Source organism: Candidatus Pelagibacter ubique HIMB140, from assembly GCF_025558165.1.
Taxonomy (GTDB): domain Bacteria; phylum Pseudomonadota; class Alphaproteobacteria; order Pelagibacterales; family Pelagibacteraceae; genus Pelagibacter; species Pelagibacter ubique_T.
The window spans coordinates 180,699-197,389 of record NZ_LAMZ01000001.1 but is presented as its reverse complement, the minus strand read 5'-3'; the positions used below and the strand labels follow the sequence as shown (position 1 = coordinate 197,389).

Here is a 16,691-nt window from a genome sequence, read left to right as displayed (position 1 = left end):
CCATGTCCACTAATGATTCTGAATTATTTAATGTCGATATAAATAATTATAATGGACCATTAGATGTACTTTTAGATTTAGCAAAAGCTCAAAAAGTTGATCTAGAAGAAATATCTATAACTAAGTTAGCAGATCAATTTCATGAGTATATTACTAATGAAAAAAACTTAAATTTAGAAATTGCTTCTGAATATCTTTTAATGGCTACATGGTTAGCCTATTTAAAATCAAAATTACTTTTACCTGGTACTCCAGAAGAGGAATTTAAAGTACAAGAAGTTGCAGAAAAGTTAAAATTACAGCTAAAAAAATTAGAATTAATTAGATTATTATCTGAACAAATGCTTAAGAGAAAAAGATTAGGTAGAGAGATAAGAACTAGAGGCATGAAAGGAAGTATTAGATCAATTTATAGTACTGAATATAATTTAAGCTTATTTGAACTAATGAAAGCTTACTCAACAATAATAATGACTAAAGATTTTCAAAAAATGAATATTCCAAAACTTCCTGTGTTCACAACTGAAGATGGGATTAAAACAATTAGAGAATTTTTTGGCAAACTATTTGAATGGAAAAAACTTGATGAATTAATCCCAAGTAATTTTAAAAGTGGTTCAAAATACAAGAAAACTGGTAAGGCTGGAATTTTTGCTGGATCATTAGAATTAGTTAAAGAAGGAAATTTATCAATCAAACAAGATAAATTGTTTGATGAAATATATGTAAAGGAAATAAATGATTAAAAAAGCAAAATCTTCAAAAGATAATGTTTTAAAGTTTCCATCAAAATTGTCAGATTTAGACAAAGAGATAGAAGCAATTATTTTTGTGGCAGCTGAGCCTTTAGATGTAGACACTATAGAAAGTAAAGTTTCTAAAAAAGGTAACGTTCCAGAGTCTTTAGAAAAATTAAAACAAGAATATTCCAACAGGGGAATTAATTTAATTTGTATAAAAGATAAGTGGTCTTTTAGAACATCACCAAATTTATCAAGTTTGATGTCCCAAGAGAAAACTGTTGAAAAGAAACTGTCTAGAGCTGCAGTAGAGACATTGGCTATAATTGTTTATCATCAACCGGTTACGAGAGCTGAGATAGAGGAAATAAGAGGAGTTGCTTTTGGTACTAATACTTTAGAGATATTAATGGAATTAAATTGGGTAAAACCAGGTGGTCGAAAAGATGTTCCAGGTAGACCAATTCAGTACATAACTACTGATGATTTTTTAAGTCATTTTAACATACAAAAATTATCTGATCTTCCAACAATTGATGAATTAGGAGCTGCTGGTTTAATTGATAGTTCAAGCGTTGATAATGCTATTTTTGGAACTGGAAAGTTTTACAAAGAAAAGCAAGAAGAGAAAAAAGATGATATTTATTCCAATATAGATGAAATGCTTAATAGCACTCTAGAACCTGAAGAGAAAGATTAATAAAAAAGTAACTTTCAAAATAACCTTAAAAAGGTTATAAGTTTTTCATGAGTATAGGAATTTGGCAAATAGCTATTGTAGTTATATTGGTTGTTTTATTGTTTGGAAGAGGAAAAATTTCAAGCTTAATGGGTGATGTAGCTAAAGGTATTAAAAGTTTCAAAAAAGGAATGGCGTCAGACGTAACTGACGATACAGAGCCAAAAAATATATCTGACGATAACAAAGACTCGGATAACAAAAATTAATTTAAATGCCTACTATCGGTTGGTTTGAAATTTTAATTGTTGTTGCTATTGCTATAATAGTTCTTGGTCCAAAGGATTTTCCAGTAATGTTAAAAAAAGCAGGCTCGTGGATCGGGTCAGCAAAAAGATACGTTAACAATATTCAAAATGAAGTATCAAATCTAGAGATAGATGAAGAAAAAATTGATAACGAAATAAAAAAAGAAATTAAAAAAGATGAGTAATGAAGATCAGGAAGGTGGATTTGTAAGTCACCTTACAGAATTAAGAAAAAGATTGATAAATAGCTTTATCTTTTTATTTATCTTTTTTGTGATTTGTTACTTATTTGCAGAACATATCTATGGTTTTCTTGTTGATCCATTTGCAAGAGCTGTAAAAGAAGACGGTTCTGATAGAAGATTGATATTTACAGCTTTACAAGAGACCTTTTTAACATACCTTAAAGTATCATTCTTCACAGCTTTTTTTGTTACATGTCCTTTTATCTTGATGCAAATTTGGAAATTTATTGCACCTGGTTTGTACAAACATGAAAAGGTGGCAATTCTGCCTTACCTTATATTAACACCAATATTATTTTTTTTAGGAGGTATGCTGGTTTATTATTTGATAATGCCCCTTGCGATTAAATTTTTTCTTTCATTTGAAAGCACAGGTCTTTCTACAAATTTACCAATCCAATTAGAGGCTAAAGTTAATGAATATTTATCACTAGTTATGAAATTAATTTTTGCTTTTGGTATCAGTTTTCAGCTACCAGTCGTTTTAAGTTTATTAGCTAGAATCGGAATAGTTGATAGTCAATTTTTAAAAGAGAGAAGAAAATATGTAGTTGTTATTATATTTGCAGCAGCTGCATTGTTAACACCACCAGATCCAATAACTCAAATAGGTTTAGCAATACCTTTATTAATTCTGTATGAATTATCAATATTTTCAGTAAAATTTATAGAAAATAAAAATTTACAAAAAGAAGATGCATAACATTAAAGAAATACGAAAAGATTTTTCTAAATTTCAAAAATCTCTTGAAAAAAGAAACTTAGAAGTAGATTTTGAAAAAATACAAAAATTGGATGAACAAAATAGAAATTTAATTCAAAAAAAAGAAAGTTTAGAAAAAGAAAAAAAAGATATTTCTAAATCAAAAGATGAGAGCTTGTTTAAGAAATCTAAAGAAATCAGCAAGGAACTCGACAAAATTGTAGAAGATCAAAAACAAATTAAGTCTGATTTAGATAGTATTCTGTCTAGCATACCTAATATACCGCATGAAGATGTTCCAAATGGTAAAGACGAAAATGATAATAAAGAAATATTAAAATCAGGAGAGATACCTAATTTAGAATTTAAACCTAAAACACATTACGAATTAGGTGAAAAACTAAATATGCTTGATTTTGATTTAGCTACAAAAACTACTGGTTCAAGATTTGTATTTGTAAAAGATAAATTGGCTCTTTTAGAAAGAGCAATATCAAATTTTATGCTTGATACACATATTCATCAAAATGGTTATCAGGAGATATCACCACCATTAATGGCATCAGAAAGCACTATGTACGGTACCGGACAGTTGCCAAAATTTGAAAATGATCAGTTTGAAATTAAATTTGACGAAGGTTCAGATAGAAAATTTTTGATACCAACAGCAGAGGTCATTTTAACCAATATTGTTAAAGATAAAATGATTGATCTTAATAATTTACCAATGAGATTTGTAGCTTCAACTCCTTGTTTTAGAAAAGAGGCTGGAAGCTATGGAAAGGATACAAGGGGTATGATTAGACAGCATCAATTTTACAAAGTTGAAATGGTAAGCATTGTTGAGAATGAAAAATGTTTAGAAGAATTAGAGAGAATGACAGATTGTGCAACTGACATACTAGATAAATTAGAGTTACCTTATCGGAAAGTAATTTTATGTTCAGGTGATATGGGTTTTAGCGCAGAGAAGACCTATGATATTGAGGTATGGTTGCCATCAGAAAATAAATATAGAGAAATATCATCATGTTCATCTTGTTCAACGTTTCAAGCACAGCGTATGAAGGCAAGATACAAAAACAATAATAAGGAAAATGTTTTTGCAGGTACGTTGAATGGAAGTGGTTTAGCTGTTGGAAGAACTCTGATTGCAATTATGGAAAACTATCAGCAAAAAGATGGTTCTATTATAATTCCTAAAGTTCTAAGACCTTATATGAACAATATGGAATTGATTTCTAACAATTAAAGTTGTTTTAATTAGTGAGATGGTATAAGAATGCCATAATTTAAAGGAGATTTATGGAAGGTTCAGGAATAGGTCAATTTATACCGCTAATTTTAATTTTTGTTATTTTTTATTTTTTCTTAATCAGACCACAGCAAAAAAAAGTTAAAGAGCATAAAGCAATGGTCGAAGGTTTAAAGAGAGGAGATAAAGTAGTCACTTCAGGTGGTATAACAGGAAGAGTAGAAAGATTAATCGATAACGACAAAGTAGAAGTTGAAATAGCTGAAAATGTTAAAGTAGAAATCGTTAAAGCTACAGGTATTCAAAGTCTCTTAAACAATACTCCAGAAGTTAAAAAATAATCAATTAAGATAAGTGCTTTATTTTTCTAAACTAAGAATCTTATTTGTAACTTTATTTTCTTTATTATTTATTTTAATTGCGTCATCAAATTTATTTAAGTTCGATGATAGTTTTTTTAATAAGAAAATAAACCTTGGTTTAGATTTACAAGGTGGTTCTTACCTTTTACTTGAAATTGATAATGAGCCTGTAATTGAACAAAAATTACAAAATTTAACAACCACTATTAGAAATTATTTCAAAGAGAAAAACATCAAAATTAATAATATTAAAATTGATAATCAAAATATTTTTTTCAATGTTGCTGATTTAGACAAACAAGCAGTACTAGATGTGTTTCAAGATGAAAATAGTGATCTAAATCCTTATTACCCAAGATTTAAATCACACCAACTTGATATCGAAGATAATGGTATCAATTTAAAAGTAAGTTTTTCAAGACAAGGCATAATCAATCTTAAAACTTCATCGCAAGATCAAGCAATAGAAATTGTAAGAAGAAGGGTAGATGAAGTCGGTACTAATGAACCAAATATTTTAAAAAGAGGTAATGATAGAATACTTGTTGAACTTCCTGGGTTAGATGATCCTCAAAGAATTAAATCACTATTGGGAAAAACTGCAAATCTTACATTTAGATTTGTAACCAATGATGAAAGTGACAGATTTGGTGTTGAAAAGTTAAAATTTGAAGATGGCTTGGAAGAGGCAACAGTAAGCAAAAGAATAATCATCAGTGGTGAAAATCTATTAGATGCACAGCCAAAAATGGACACTCAAAACAATCAAACTATTGTTTCATTTACATTAGATAGAGTAGGTGCCAAAAGATTTGGTAAAGCAACATCTACTGGTATTGGAAAACAATTGGCCATTGTTTTAGATGGAAAAATAATTAGTGCACCTGTTGTTAGAGATACAATAGCAAGTGGGTCTGGACAGATCAGTGGTGGATTTACTTTCCAAAGTGCAACAGATTTAGCTTTATTATTAAGGTCTGGAGCATTACCTGCTCCATTAGAAATTATAGAGGAAAGGACTGTAGGTCCTGATCTAGGACAAGATTCGATTAATGCAGGAATGATTGCGTTAGCTATAGGTTTTTTATTAGTTATTATTTTTATGTTTGTTAAATACAAAGTTTTTGGATTAATCACTAACGTAACATTAATAATTAATTTATTTTTATTACTTGGTATTTTAACTTTATTTGAGGCAACACTAACTCTTCCAGGTATAGCAGGGATAATTTTAACCGTTGGTATGGCTGTTGATGCAAATGTTTTAATCTTTGAAAGAATTAAAGAAGAACTTAAGGATGAAAGTAATAATATTTTAGCTTTTGATGGAGGTTACACAAAATCAAGAACAGCAATTATTGATGCAAATATTACTACTTTATTAGCAGCTATAATTTTATTTTTTATGGGGTCTGGTCCAGTAAAAGGATTTGCTGTTACTCTAGGTGTAGGAATATTTACAACTCTATTTTCAGTATATTTTATAGCAAGATTGTTCACTAGTCTTTATGTGACAAGAAATAAAAATAAGGAAAAACTAATCTAATGATAGCTTTTAATAAATACTATAATCACTTTAACATACTATCTATATTCTTAATTACAGCATCACTTTTATTACTAATTTTTAAAGGTTTAAATTACGGTATAGACTTTAAAGGTGGAACATTAATTGAACTAAGGTCATCAGATAGCAAAATTAGCGTAAGTTCGTTGAGAGATAAATTTAATCAAATGGATTTAGGAGATGTTTCTGTTAAAAAATTTGGAAATGATACTGATTTTCTAATTAAATTTGAAAATAAAGATAATAAAAAAAACATTATTGAAGAAATTAAAAAGGATTTAGATAGTTCTTTTGGAAATAACTATGACTTTAGAAGAGTTGAGAACGTAGGTCCTAAAGTTAGTGCTGAATTGCTTAAAGCTGGCGTGATAGCAATTTCTTTATCTCTAGCTGTAATGCTTATTTATATTTGGATACGTTTCGAGTGGCAATTTAGTTTGGGTGCAATTTTGGCATTATTTCACGATGTAATAGTTACATTGGGAATTTTTTCATTATTTAGTCTTGAAATTAATTTATCAATTATTGCAGCTGTTCTAACTATTGTTGGTTATTCTATGAACGACACAGTTGTAATTTTTGATCGTGTTAGAGAAAATTTGAGAAAATATTCAGACATTAAAATTTTTGAATTAACAAACATTTCAATTAATGAAACTTTATCTAGAACAATAATAACCTCAGCTACAACTTTGTTAGCTTTATTGGCGATATTCTTTTTTGGTGGCGAAATTTTAAAAGGTTTTTCTTTAGCAATGATACTTGGTGTTGTGTTTGGAACTTATTCTTCGATTTATATAGCTAATACAGTTTTAGTGAGATTAAGAGTATCACAAAAAACAGTCTTAAGAGAAGACGATAATAAAACTGTTTAATATAAGTTTTGAGCAGCTACCATTGAAAGTAACATTGGTAGAGATAAAAGTGTATTTGTTCTTGAAAATAACATCGCAGTTTTAGCAGATTTAGCTTTAGTTTCCGGATCAGCTTCAACTATTCCTAAAGCTCTTTTTTGGTTTGGCCAAATTACAAACCAAACATTAAAAGCCATTACAATACCTAACCACATACCAATTCCTATTGCTGTATGTTTTGGAACACCAGATCCAATGCTAAAAGTCATAGCATCATGTAAATATCCATTTAACAGAGCTAGAATTAATCCTGAAAGAACAGTAAACGCAGCTGCCCATCTAAAATAAAATAATGCAGCAGGAGCAATTACTTTTCCAATAGCAGGTTTTTGTTCATCAGGTATTTTTCCCATATTTGGAATTTGAACAAAATTAAAATACCACAATAATCCTATCCACATTATTGCAACAACAACATGAATGTATCTAAATAACCAGCTCCAAAAAAGAGTATCGAATGCAATACCATCATTTAAATAGGAAAGACCTAAAAACAATATAATTGCTAACGCAAGCGATGCATGAATTGTTTTAGATAGTGATGATAATAAACTGCTCATGATTCTTAATTAATATACACTAAATTTAGATTTTTTATAAGTTTTTATATTTAGTACAAAAGAGGTTTTAAAAACTGGCCTGTGTAGCTTTCTTTTACTTTGCAAACTTCTTCAGGTTTACCTTCTGCAACAATTTTACCACCTTTAACACCGCCTTCAGGACCCATATCAACTATATGATCAGCTGTTTTTATAACATCTAAGTTATGCTCTATTACAACTACGGTGTTTCCTAATTTCACGAAGGTGTGAAGAATTTCTAGTAATTTTTTAATATCGTGCTGATGTAGTCCAGTTGTTGGTTCGTCTAATATGTACATGGTTCTACCAGTAGATCTTTTTGATAATTCTTTAGCTAGTTTAATCCTTTGTGCTTCACCACCTGATAGTGTAGTGGCTTGTTGTCCAATTTTAATGTAACCAAGTCCAACTTTTTTTAGGGTTAATAATTTAGATTTAATATTTGAAATGTTTTCAAAATATTCACAACCTTCATCAACAGACATATCTAAAACATCGGCTATACTTTTTCCTTTAAACTTAATCTCTAAAGTTTCTCTGTTGTATCTCGTTCCTTTACACTCATCACACTGAATATAAACATCAGGCAAAAAGTGCATTTCATAAGTAATAACTCCATCACCTTCACAGGCTTCACATCTACCGCCCTTAACATTAAATGAGAATCTTCCTGGTTTATAACCTCTAGTTTTAGACTCGGGTAAACTAGTAAACCAATCTCTTATAGGACCAAAAGCTCCAGTATATGTGGCTGGGTTAGATCTTGGAGTTCTACCAATAGGGGATTGATCTATATCAATAATCTTATCAATTAATTCGACACCCTTATAACCTTTAAATGCTTTTGGAGTTTTTCTAGCTTTATTATTAAGTGTTAAGTTTAATGCATGAAATAATGTTTGTAATACTAATGTAGATTTACCACTACCTGAAACACCTGTTACACAAGTGAATGTGCCTGTAGGAATTTTAAGATTAACATTATTTAAATTATTCCCACTAGCACCATTTATTTCTACAAATCTTCCATTTTTGGCTAATCGTCTAGTTTTAGGAATTTCAATCTTTTGTTTATTTGCAAGATACTGTCCAGTTATGCTCTTCTTATCCTTTTTAAGTTCTTCATAAGTTCCTTGAGCTGTTATTTGACCACCATTCGTACCTGCTTCAGGTCCAAGATCAATAATATGATCTGCGTTTTCCATAGTTTCAGTATCATGTTCAACAACAATTACTGTATTCCCAAGATCTCTTAGTCTTTTTAATGCATTTATTAATTTAACATTATCTTTTTGATGCAAACCAATTGATGGTTCATCTAAAACATATAATACTCCTGTTAAACCAGATCCAATTTGTGATGCTAATCTAATTCTTTGAGCTTCTCCTCCTGATAAAGTTCCAGACTCTCTCGAAAGTGTTAAGTAATCTAAACCAACATTAAGTAAGAAATTTAATCTTTCATTTATTTCTTTTAGGACATGTTCTGCAATTTTAAATTGTCTTTTGTCTAAATTATTTTCTAAGCTTTTAAACCATTCAGCGGCATCATGAATTGATTTTTTAGTAACCTCACTAATATTTAAATCATTAATCTTAACACATAATGCTTCTTCTTTAAGTCTATCACCATTACAAGCTTCACATGCAGTATCAGATTGATATTCGGCTATTGCTTCTCTTTTCCACTCACTATCAGATTCCAAGAAACGTCTTTCAAGATTATTAATCACTCCTTCAAAGGTTTTTTTATATGAATATTTTTCATATCCATCATCATAATTAAATTTAATTTCGTCCTCATCTGAACCATATAAAATTATATCTTTTATTTTTTTTGGAAGCTTTTTCCATTTTTCATCAAGAGAAAATTCATAATGTTTTGCAAGAGAAGCCAAAGTTTGCGCATAATATAAAGTTGTCGATTTAGCCCATGGTTCAATTGCTCCATCCGCTAAACTTTTACGATCATCTGGAACTACTAAATTTGGATCTACGTTTAATTTCATTCCTATACCTTCACATTCTTCACAAGCACCATAGGGACTATTAAATGAAAACAATCTTGGTTCTATTTCTTCGATAGTAAAACCACTTTCTGGACAAGCAAACTTTGTGGAGTAAATTAATTTTTCAATTTTTCTAAATTTTTGAGGAAGAGTTTCATCTTCGTATTCAACAAAAACCAATCCATTAGCTAAATTTACAGCTGTTTCTACGCTTTCAGCTAATCTGTTTCCAAGTTTTGAATTAAGTACAATTCTATCAACTAGAATTGAAATGTCGTGTTTTAATTTTTTATCTAGGTTAGGAGATTTTTCTATATCGTATAATACATTATCAATTTTTATTTTTCTAAATCCACGTCTCTTATAGCTTAAAATATCTTTTTTATATTCACCCTTACGACCCCTAACTACTGGAGCATAAATATAAATTGTAGATTTTTTTGGTAATTTTTTAATTAAATCAACAATTTGAGTAATTGTTTGAGAGGTTATTGGCTTACCTGTAAAAGGAGAATAGGGTATGCCTGCTCTTGCATAAAGAACCCTCATATAATCATAAATTTCTGTAACAGTTGCAACAGTCGATCTGGGATTTTTTGAAGTGTTTTTTTGTTCGATTGCTATGGCTGGACTTAAGCCTTCAATTAAATCAACATTAGGCTTTTTCATTTTATCTAAAAATTGACGAGCATAAGCAGATAAGCTCTCGACATATCTTCTTTGACCTTCTGCATAAATGGTATCAAAAGCTAATGAAGATTTTCCTGACCCAGACAAACCTGTTATCACTACAAATTTATCTTTTGGAATTTCTACAGTCACATTCTTCAAATTGTGTTCTTTAGCGCCCTTAATAACTATCTTTTTCATCATATTTTTAGTTGCTTTGAGTCAATAAAATTAATATTCAGAAGAATTGTGATATAAATCTTATTAATTAATTTAACAAATATTAAAATATTATGGCTGGAAGTTTAAATAAAGTATTATTAATTGGTCGTTTGGGCGCAGACCCTGAAATTAAACAAATGGTAAACGGAAAGAGTGTAGCTAGACTAAGTCTTGCAACCAGTCAAACATGGAAAGATAAAAATACTGGTGAAAGAAAAGAAAAAACTGAATGGCACCGTATAGTTGTATTCAATGAAGGATTGGTAAATGTTGTTCAACAATATTTAAAAAAGGGCGCACAAGTTTATGTAGAGGGACAACTGACAACACGTAAATGGAAAGATGAACAATCTGGCCAGGATAAGTATTCAACAGAAATTGTTATACAAGGTTACAATTCTTCACTTACAATGTTAGGTGGAGGAAATACAGGTGGTGGAATTCAGAATGACACAACTCAACAAAACAATATTGAGGATTCTTCTCAAGTGTCAAATGATATGGATGACGAAATACCATTTTAATTTCTATGCAAAAAACTGAAGAACCAAAAGATAAGAATATTAATCTAATCTCTATGCATGACGAGATGAGCTCGTCTTATTTGTCTTATGCTATGAGTGTTATTGTAAGTCGTGCATTACCTGATGTAAGAGATGGATTAAAACCAGTTCATAGAAGAATTCTTTATGCAATGCACAAAGGTGGTTATGATTGGTCTAAACAATTCAGAAAATCAGCAAGAATAGTCGGGGATGTAATTGGTAAATATCATCCTCATGGTGATCAATCAGTATATGATGCTTTAGTTAGGATGGTGCAAGATTTTTCAATGAGCTTACCTTTAGTTCAAGGACAAGGTAATTTTGGATCCATAGATGGTGATCCAGCTGCTGCTATGAGGTATACCGAAACAAGATTATCAAAAGTTTCACAATATTTGATTGATGATATCGAAAAAAATACGATTAGTTTTAAAAGTAATTATGATGAAACAGAGAAAGAACCTAGCGTATTACCTGCGCAATTTCCAAATTTGTTAGTTAATGGGGCTGGAGGTATAGCTGTTGGAATGGCAACTAGTATTCCTCCTCATAATCTAGGTGAGATAATTGATGGTACTTTAGCTTTAATAGACAATAAAGATATTAAAATAAAAGAGCTAATGAAACATATTCCAGGACCAGATTTTCCGACTGGAGGAGTAATAATCGGCAAAGATATAATTAAACAAGGTTACAACAATGGTAGAGGCTCATTTAAAATTAGAGGTGAAGTATCAGTTGAAAGCTTAAAGAATGGTAGAGATAGATTAGTAATTACTTCAATTCCATACCAAGTAAATAAAGCTGTACTAAATGAAAGAATTGCACAATTAGTTAGAGAAAAGAAAATTGAAGGTATTAAAGACATAAGAGATGAGTCTAACAGAGAAGGTATAAGAGTTGCTATTGATTTAAGAAACGGTGTTGAGCCAGAAACAATTAAAAGACAGCTTTACAAAAATACTCAAATAGAGAGCTCTTTTGGTTTTAACACTTTAGCAATAGTAGAAGGGAAACCAAAAACATGTACATTAAAAGAATTTCTTTCTAATTTTTTATCTTTTAGAGAAGATGTAGTAATCAAAAAAACAAAATTTGATCTTCAAAAAGCAGAGGAAAGAGCTCATATCTTAATTGGTCTATCTGTTGCAGTAGAAAATTTAGATAAAATTATAAAAATCATTAGATCTTCCAAAACACCTGAGGATGCAAAAAATGCTATTCTTAAAACTAAATGGAAAATAAACAAATCACAAAAGCTAATTTCTTTAGTAGAGGGAAAAAAAGGTAAAAATATTTATTCTTTATCTGAGCCACAAGTTTTAGCTATCTTAGAATTAAGATTACAGAAGTTAACAGCTCTTGGTATAAACGAAATTGAAGTTGAGATTAAAAAATTAGCTGAATTAATTGCAAAATATAAAAAAATTATATCCTCTAAAAAAGAGCTTTTGAGAGTAATAAGCGAAGAATTAAAAAATATTAAAGAAAAATTTGCTGTTCCTAGAAGAACTAAAATTATTGATGCGGTATTAAATTACGACATCGAGGAAACAATCCAAAAACAATCTGTAATTATTACAGTAACTTTACAAGGGTATATTAAAAGAGGATCATTAAATAATGTGAAGCAACAAAAAAGGGGTGGAAAAGGTAAATCTGGAATTACTACCAGAGATCAAGACTCTGTAATACAAACTCTTTCGGTAAATACTCATACATCAGTTTTATTTTTTTCAACAGAGGGGCTTGTTTATAAAATTAAAGCTTGGAAAATACCTGAGGGATCATCGGCTTCAAAAGGTAAATCCTTATTTAATATTCTTCCGCTAAAGAGTCATCAATCCATTAGTTCAATTATGCCAATGCCTGATGAAGATACAGACTCAAAAAATTATCAAATTATTTTTGCAACATCACAAGGTAAAGTTAGAAAGAATAGTTTAGAGGATTTTTCATCCATTAATGCTTCAGGAAAAATTGCAATGAAACTTGACAACAACGATAAAATTGTTGGAGTTAAAATTTGTAAAGATGATCAAGACATAATTCTAAGTACTAAATTTGGAAAATGTATCCGTTTTGAAGCTAGAAAATTAAGAGTATTTAAGGGAAGGTCTTCTAAAGGAATAAAAGGTATTGAACTTGCTTCTGGAGATCAAATTGTTTCATTATCAGTAATTGATAATGATAAATTGAGTAAAAATGGAAAAAAATCAAAAGATGAAAAATCAGAATTAAAAGCAAAAGAAAAATTTGTTTTAGCAATAAGTGAAAACGGTTATGGTAAAAAGACTTCTCATATTGACTACAGAGTTACTAATAGAGGAGGAAAGGGCATTATTGGAATTATAAATTCACCAAGAAATGGAAATATAACATCATCTTTTCCTGTATTTGAAGGTGATGAAATTCTAATATCTACAAATAAAGGAAGAGTTATTAGAGTGGCGGTTAAAGAAATAAGAACTGCTAGTAGAAATACCCAAGGTGTAAGAATAATAAAATTATCTGGTGATGAAAAAGTTGTTTCTGCAATTAAGATTGATGATAATTTAATTTAATGAGTAAAATTGCTATTTATCCAGGAACTTTTGATCCAATTACTTATGGTCATATAGATGTTATTAAAAAAGCACTAAAGCTTTTTGATAAAATAGTAGTTGGGGTTTCGGATGTAAGTAATAAAAATTATTTATTCTCTTCTGAAGAAAGAATAGAAATTGTAAATAAAGCTTTATTCAAGGATTTAAAATTAAATAAAAAAAAAATTATCGTTGTTTCCTTTGGTTCACTAACTACAGATTTGTGCAAAAAATATAAATCAAATATCATATTGCGTGGCTTAAGAGCCGTATCTGATTTTGAATATGAATTTCAACTTGCAGGAATGAATAGAAAGCTTAACCAAAATATTGAAACAATTTTTTTAATGTCAGATGTAGAAAATCAAATTATATCTTCTAGATTTGTTAAAGAAATTGTAAAATTGAATGGAAATATTAAAAAATTTACTACCAAAAGCACAATAAAATCTTTAAAAGAAAAATATGAATAGAATTTTATCGTACATATTTATTTTATTTTTTATTAGTGCAAATCAATTAATAGCTGAGGAGAATATAATGATTTTAAAACTTAAAGATGGTGATGTAAAAATTGAATTATTTGAGGACGTGGCACCAAACCATGTCAAAAGAATTAAAGAATTAGCTAACAGTGGAAAATATGACAACGTTGTATTTCATAGAGTGATAGATGGTTTCATGGCTCAAACAGGTGATGTTAAATTTGGAAATTCAGAGTCTAAGGAATTTGACTTAAGAAGAGCAGGTATGGGTGGATCTGATATGCCTGATTTAGAGCAAGAGTTTAATAGTTTACCTCATGACAGAGGCACATTATCTATGGCTAGAGCTCAAGATCCAAATAGTGCAAACAGTCAGTTTTTCATTTGTTTTCAACCAGCTCCTTTTTTAGACAGACAGTATACTGTTTTTGGTAAAGTTGTTGAAGGAATGGAGTTTGTAGATAAAATTAAAAGAGGTGACCAAAATAATAATGGCGCTGTAACAGATCCTGATAAAATTATAAGCTTTAAATCTTTGTAAAATATTAAATGGCATTAAAAAATTTTGCCTTTAAAGTTTTAAACAAAGATAAATTTGCAAGACGTGGTGTTATAGAAACTCATAGAGGTGAGGTTAATACACCAGCATTTATGCCTGTTGGTACACAAGCAACAGTTAAAGCTTGTACAATCGATGATATAAAGAAAACTGGATCAGAAATAATACTATCTAACACATATCATTTAATGATCCGTCCTGGAGTGGAAAGAGTTGAGTCAGCAGGTGGTTTACATGAGTTCATGAATTGTGATTTACCAATACTTACAGACTCAGGTGGTTTTCAAGTAATGTCTCTATCAAAGTTAAATAAAATAGATCGCGAAAAAGGGGCCATATTTAATTCACACGTCGATGGAAAAAAATTTTATTTAAGTCCTGAAGAAAGTATTAGGATTCAATTGGGTTTAAACTCAGATATTGTAATGATAATGGATGAGTGTCCAAAAAAAACTGAAGATTATAATTTAATAAAAAAATCTATGGATCTATCTTTGTATTGGGCTGAAAGATCTAAAAAAGCATTTGGAAACAATCCTCACAAAGCTTTATTTGGAATTATTCAAGGAGGATTATTTAAAGATTTAAGATTAAAATCACTTGAAGGTCTTACAAACATCGGATTTGATGGCTATGCAGTCGGAGGATTAGCTGTAGGTGAAACTCAAGATGAAATGTTTACTACTTTAGATGGTATTAAAGAACATTTACCAGATGAAAAACCTCATTATTTAATGGGTGTTGGTACACCATCAGATATTTTAGGTGCTGTAAAAAGGGGTATAGATATGTTTGATTGTGTTCTTCCAACCAGATCAGGTAGAACAGGTCTTGCTTTTACTTGGAATGGACGGGTAAATATTAAAAATAATAAATATCAATATGATAACACACCGTTAGATCCTAATTGTGAAAATTTAAATTTAAATAAATATTCAAAAAACTATTTAAATCATTTGTTTAATACCAATGAAATATTAGCATCAATGCTATTAACACTTCATAATATAAATTTTTATCAAGAATTAATGTCTGAAATCAGAAAAAATATTATGAATAATACCTTCGATGATTTTCATGATAAATACATTGATAAGTTGTAGTTTTATTAACTGTGCTATTATGTGTACAACTTTGTAATGAAAATCCTTAATTTATAACGAATTCTTTTTATAAAAATTACATTGAACGAATTGAAATATTAAAATTTATCTGTATACAAACCATATTCATTTTCATAAAAATGAATCTTTGTGGGCCGTTAGCTCAGTTGGTAGAGCAATTCCCTTTTAAGGAATGGGTCGATGGTTCGAGTCCATCACGGCTCACCACTATTTGAATTTAACTTATTTCAATCGGTGGATAATCAAGAATTACCTCATTCATCCAATCATTTAACTGTTTAATTCTAGTGTCAGATGAAGGGTGAGTACTCATAAATTGGGGAGGTTCTTTTCCTTTATTAAATTCTTTCATTCTTTCCCAAATTTTAACTGTTTCTCTAATATCATATCCAGATAAAGATGAGAAAATCATACCAAGATAATCAGCTTCGCTTTCTTGTTTTCTACTAAATGGATTCATAATTCCAAGTTGTGCCAACAAACCAACTGTATCCATTCCAGTTGTTCTGTTGATATCTGATAAAACTCCTCCACTAGCGATATCTATAATTCTTGCACTAGTATTCAGCAAAACTCCTCTACTTGCTCTTTCAACTGAATGTTTTGCAACTGCATGAGCAACCTCATGTCCCATTACTGCAGCCAGACCATTAGTATTTTTTGTAACATCTAGTATACCTGTATACACTGCAATTTTTCCACCTGGCATACACCAAGCATTTCTAACTTTTTTATTATCTATTAGTATATATTCCCAATCAAAGTTCGAAGTTGGGTCATTTAAATTAGATCTATAAAAATATTCGCTTATTGAATCTTCCATTTTTTTTCCAATTTCTTTTATTTCATTTAAAGTTTTTGTATCATCGCTCATTTTCTCTTTTTCTTTAACTTTCTCATAAATTTGAGCAGCTTGAGCATTTAATTTAGCTTCAGGTATTAATTTTAATTGTTTTCTGTCAGTAATTGGAGCACTGGTGCAAGAAGTTAGAAGTAAGCTTCCACAACCACATCCAACATATGTTAAAAATTTTCTTCTATTCATTTCATTCTAAAATTGGTAATAATTTATCATTATGAATCTTAATAATAAAATTTTAGTTGTATTATTTATCATTGCAATAATTTTTGTTACATAT

The 16,691-nt window shown here is 29.6% G+C and carries 17 protein-coding genes and 1 tRNA gene; 15 read left to right on the top strand and 3 right to left on the bottom strand.

Annotated features, from left to right (window positions below; translation table 11 throughout):
- Positions 1-2 precede the first annotated feature (2 nt).
- The 9 genes from VP90_RS01185 to secF are packed head-to-tail and all read left to right on the top strand — an operon-like array spanning position 3 to position 6,734.
- On the top strand, positions 3-746 hold the full coding sequence (locus VP90_RS01185) for a segregation and condensation protein A (protein ID WP_262589225.1): 744 nt from the start codon (positions 3-5) through the stop codon (positions 744-746).
- Positions 739-1,440: an SMC-Scp complex subunit ScpB gene (scpB, locus tag VP90_RS01180; protein ID WP_262589224.1), complete on the top strand. Its 702-nt coding sequence runs from the start codon at positions 739-741 to the stop codon at positions 1,438-1,440. The genes VP90_RS01185 and scpB overlap by 8 nt, the downstream gene beginning before the upstream one ends.
- A gap of 47 nt (positions 1,441-1,487) precedes the next feature.
- The gene (gene tatA, locus VP90_RS01175) at positions 1,488-1,688 is read left to right on the top strand and encodes a twin-arginine translocase TatA/TatE family subunit (protein WP_262589223.1); all 201 of its coding nucleotides are present in this window, start codon (positions 1,488-1,490) and stop codon (positions 1,686-1,688) included.
- Between the two features lie 5 nt (positions 1,689-1,693).
- Positions 1,694-1,912 (top strand): Sec-independent protein translocase protein TatB, encoded by a 219-nt coding sequence (gene tatB / locus VP90_RS01170; protein ID WP_262589222.1) that lies wholly within the window; start codon positions 1,694-1,696, stop codon positions 1,910-1,912.
- Entirely contained in the window at positions 1,905-2,675 is a 771-nt protein-coding gene (gene tatC, locus VP90_RS01165) for a twin-arginine translocase subunit TatC (RefSeq protein WP_262589221.1), read from the top strand. The genes tatB and tatC overlap by 8 nt, the downstream gene beginning before the upstream one ends.
- Entirely contained in the window at positions 2,668-3,927 is a 1,260-nt protein-coding gene (gene serS, locus VP90_RS01160) for a serine--tRNA ligase (RefSeq protein ID WP_262589220.1), read from the top strand. Before tatC ends, serS begins: the two co-directional genes overlap by 8 nt.
- A gap of 53 nt (positions 3,928-3,980) precedes the next feature.
- Positions 3,981-4,271 carry a preprotein translocase subunit YajC gene (yajC, locus tag VP90_RS01155; protein WP_262589219.1) on the top strand — a complete coding sequence of 97 codons (291 nt, stop codon included), beginning with the start codon at positions 3,981-3,983 and terminating at the stop codon, positions 4,269-4,271.
- A 13-nt stretch (positions 4,272-4,284) separates the two neighbouring features.
- Complete coding sequence (gene secD / locus VP90_RS01150) at positions 4,285-5,838, top strand: protein translocase subunit SecD (protein WP_262589218.1); 1,554 nt, start codon at positions 4,285-4,287, stop codon at positions 5,836-5,838.
- Positions 5,838-6,734: a protein translocase subunit SecF gene (gene secF / locus VP90_RS01145; protein WP_262589217.1), complete on the top strand. Its 897-nt coding sequence runs from the start codon at positions 5,838-5,840 to the stop codon at positions 6,732-6,734. The genes secD and secF overlap by 1 nt, the downstream gene beginning before the upstream one ends.
- Here the strand turns inward: secF and VP90_RS01140 are convergent.
- Together VP90_RS01140 and uvrA are read right to left on the bottom strand one after the other, a co-directional pair.
- Positions 6,731-7,333 carry a urate hydroxylase PuuD gene (locus tag VP90_RS01140; RefSeq protein WP_262589216.1) on the bottom strand — a complete coding sequence of 201 codons (603 nt, stop codon included), beginning with the start codon at positions 7,331-7,333 and terminating at the stop codon, positions 6,731-6,733. The genes secF and VP90_RS01140 overlap by 4 nt on opposite strands.
- Before the next feature lie 50 nt (positions 7,334-7,383).
- On the bottom strand, positions 7,384-10,236 hold the full coding sequence (gene uvrA, locus VP90_RS01135; protein WP_262589215.1) for an excinuclease ABC subunit UvrA: 2,853 nt from the start codon (positions 10,234-10,236) through the stop codon (positions 7,384-7,386).
- Between the two features lie 89 nt (positions 10,237-10,325).
- Between uvrA and ssb the strand changes: the two genes are divergently transcribed.
- The 6 genes from ssb to VP90_RS01105 all read left to right on the top strand — a co-directional run bounded on the left by ssb (position 10,326) and on the right by VP90_RS01105 (position 15,759).
- On the top strand, positions 10,326-10,778 hold the full coding sequence (ssb, locus tag VP90_RS01130; protein ID WP_262589214.1) for a single-stranded DNA-binding protein: 453 nt from the start codon (positions 10,326-10,328) through the stop codon (positions 10,776-10,778).
- 5 nt (positions 10,779-10,783) lie between these two features.
- Positions 10,784-13,363 (top strand): DNA gyrase subunit A, encoded by a 2,580-nt coding sequence (gyrA, locus tag VP90_RS01125; RefSeq protein ID WP_262589213.1) that lies wholly within the window; start codon positions 10,784-10,786, stop codon positions 13,361-13,363.
- Complete coding sequence (gene coaD, locus VP90_RS01120) at positions 13,363-13,857, top strand: pantetheine-phosphate adenylyltransferase (protein ID WP_262589212.1); 495 nt, start codon at positions 13,363-13,365, stop codon at positions 13,855-13,857. The genes gyrA and coaD overlap by 1 nt, the downstream gene beginning before the upstream one ends.
- Complete coding sequence (locus VP90_RS01115; protein WP_262589211.1) at positions 13,850-14,410, top strand: peptidylprolyl isomerase; 561 nt, start codon at positions 13,850-13,852, stop codon at positions 14,408-14,410. Before coaD ends, VP90_RS01115 begins: the two co-directional genes overlap by 8 nt.
- Before the next feature lie 8 nt (positions 14,411-14,418).
- Positions 14,419-15,531: a tRNA guanosine(34) transglycosylase Tgt gene (gene tgt / locus VP90_RS01110; protein WP_262589209.1), complete on the top strand. Its 1,113-nt coding sequence runs from the start codon at positions 14,419-14,421 to the stop codon at positions 15,529-15,531.
- 152 nt (positions 15,532-15,683) lie between these two features.
- Positions 15,684-15,759, top strand: a tRNA-Lys gene (locus VP90_RS01105).
- 10 nt (positions 15,760-15,769) lie between these two features.
- On the opposite strand, the gene VP90_RS01100 is transcribed toward VP90_RS01105, so the two are convergent.
- Positions 15,770-16,597 carry a M48 family metallopeptidase gene (locus VP90_RS01100; protein ID WP_262589208.1) on the bottom strand — a complete coding sequence of 276 codons (828 nt, stop codon included), beginning with the start codon at positions 16,595-16,597 and terminating at the stop codon, positions 15,770-15,772.
- Between the last annotated feature and the right edge of the window lie 94 nt (positions 16,598-16,691).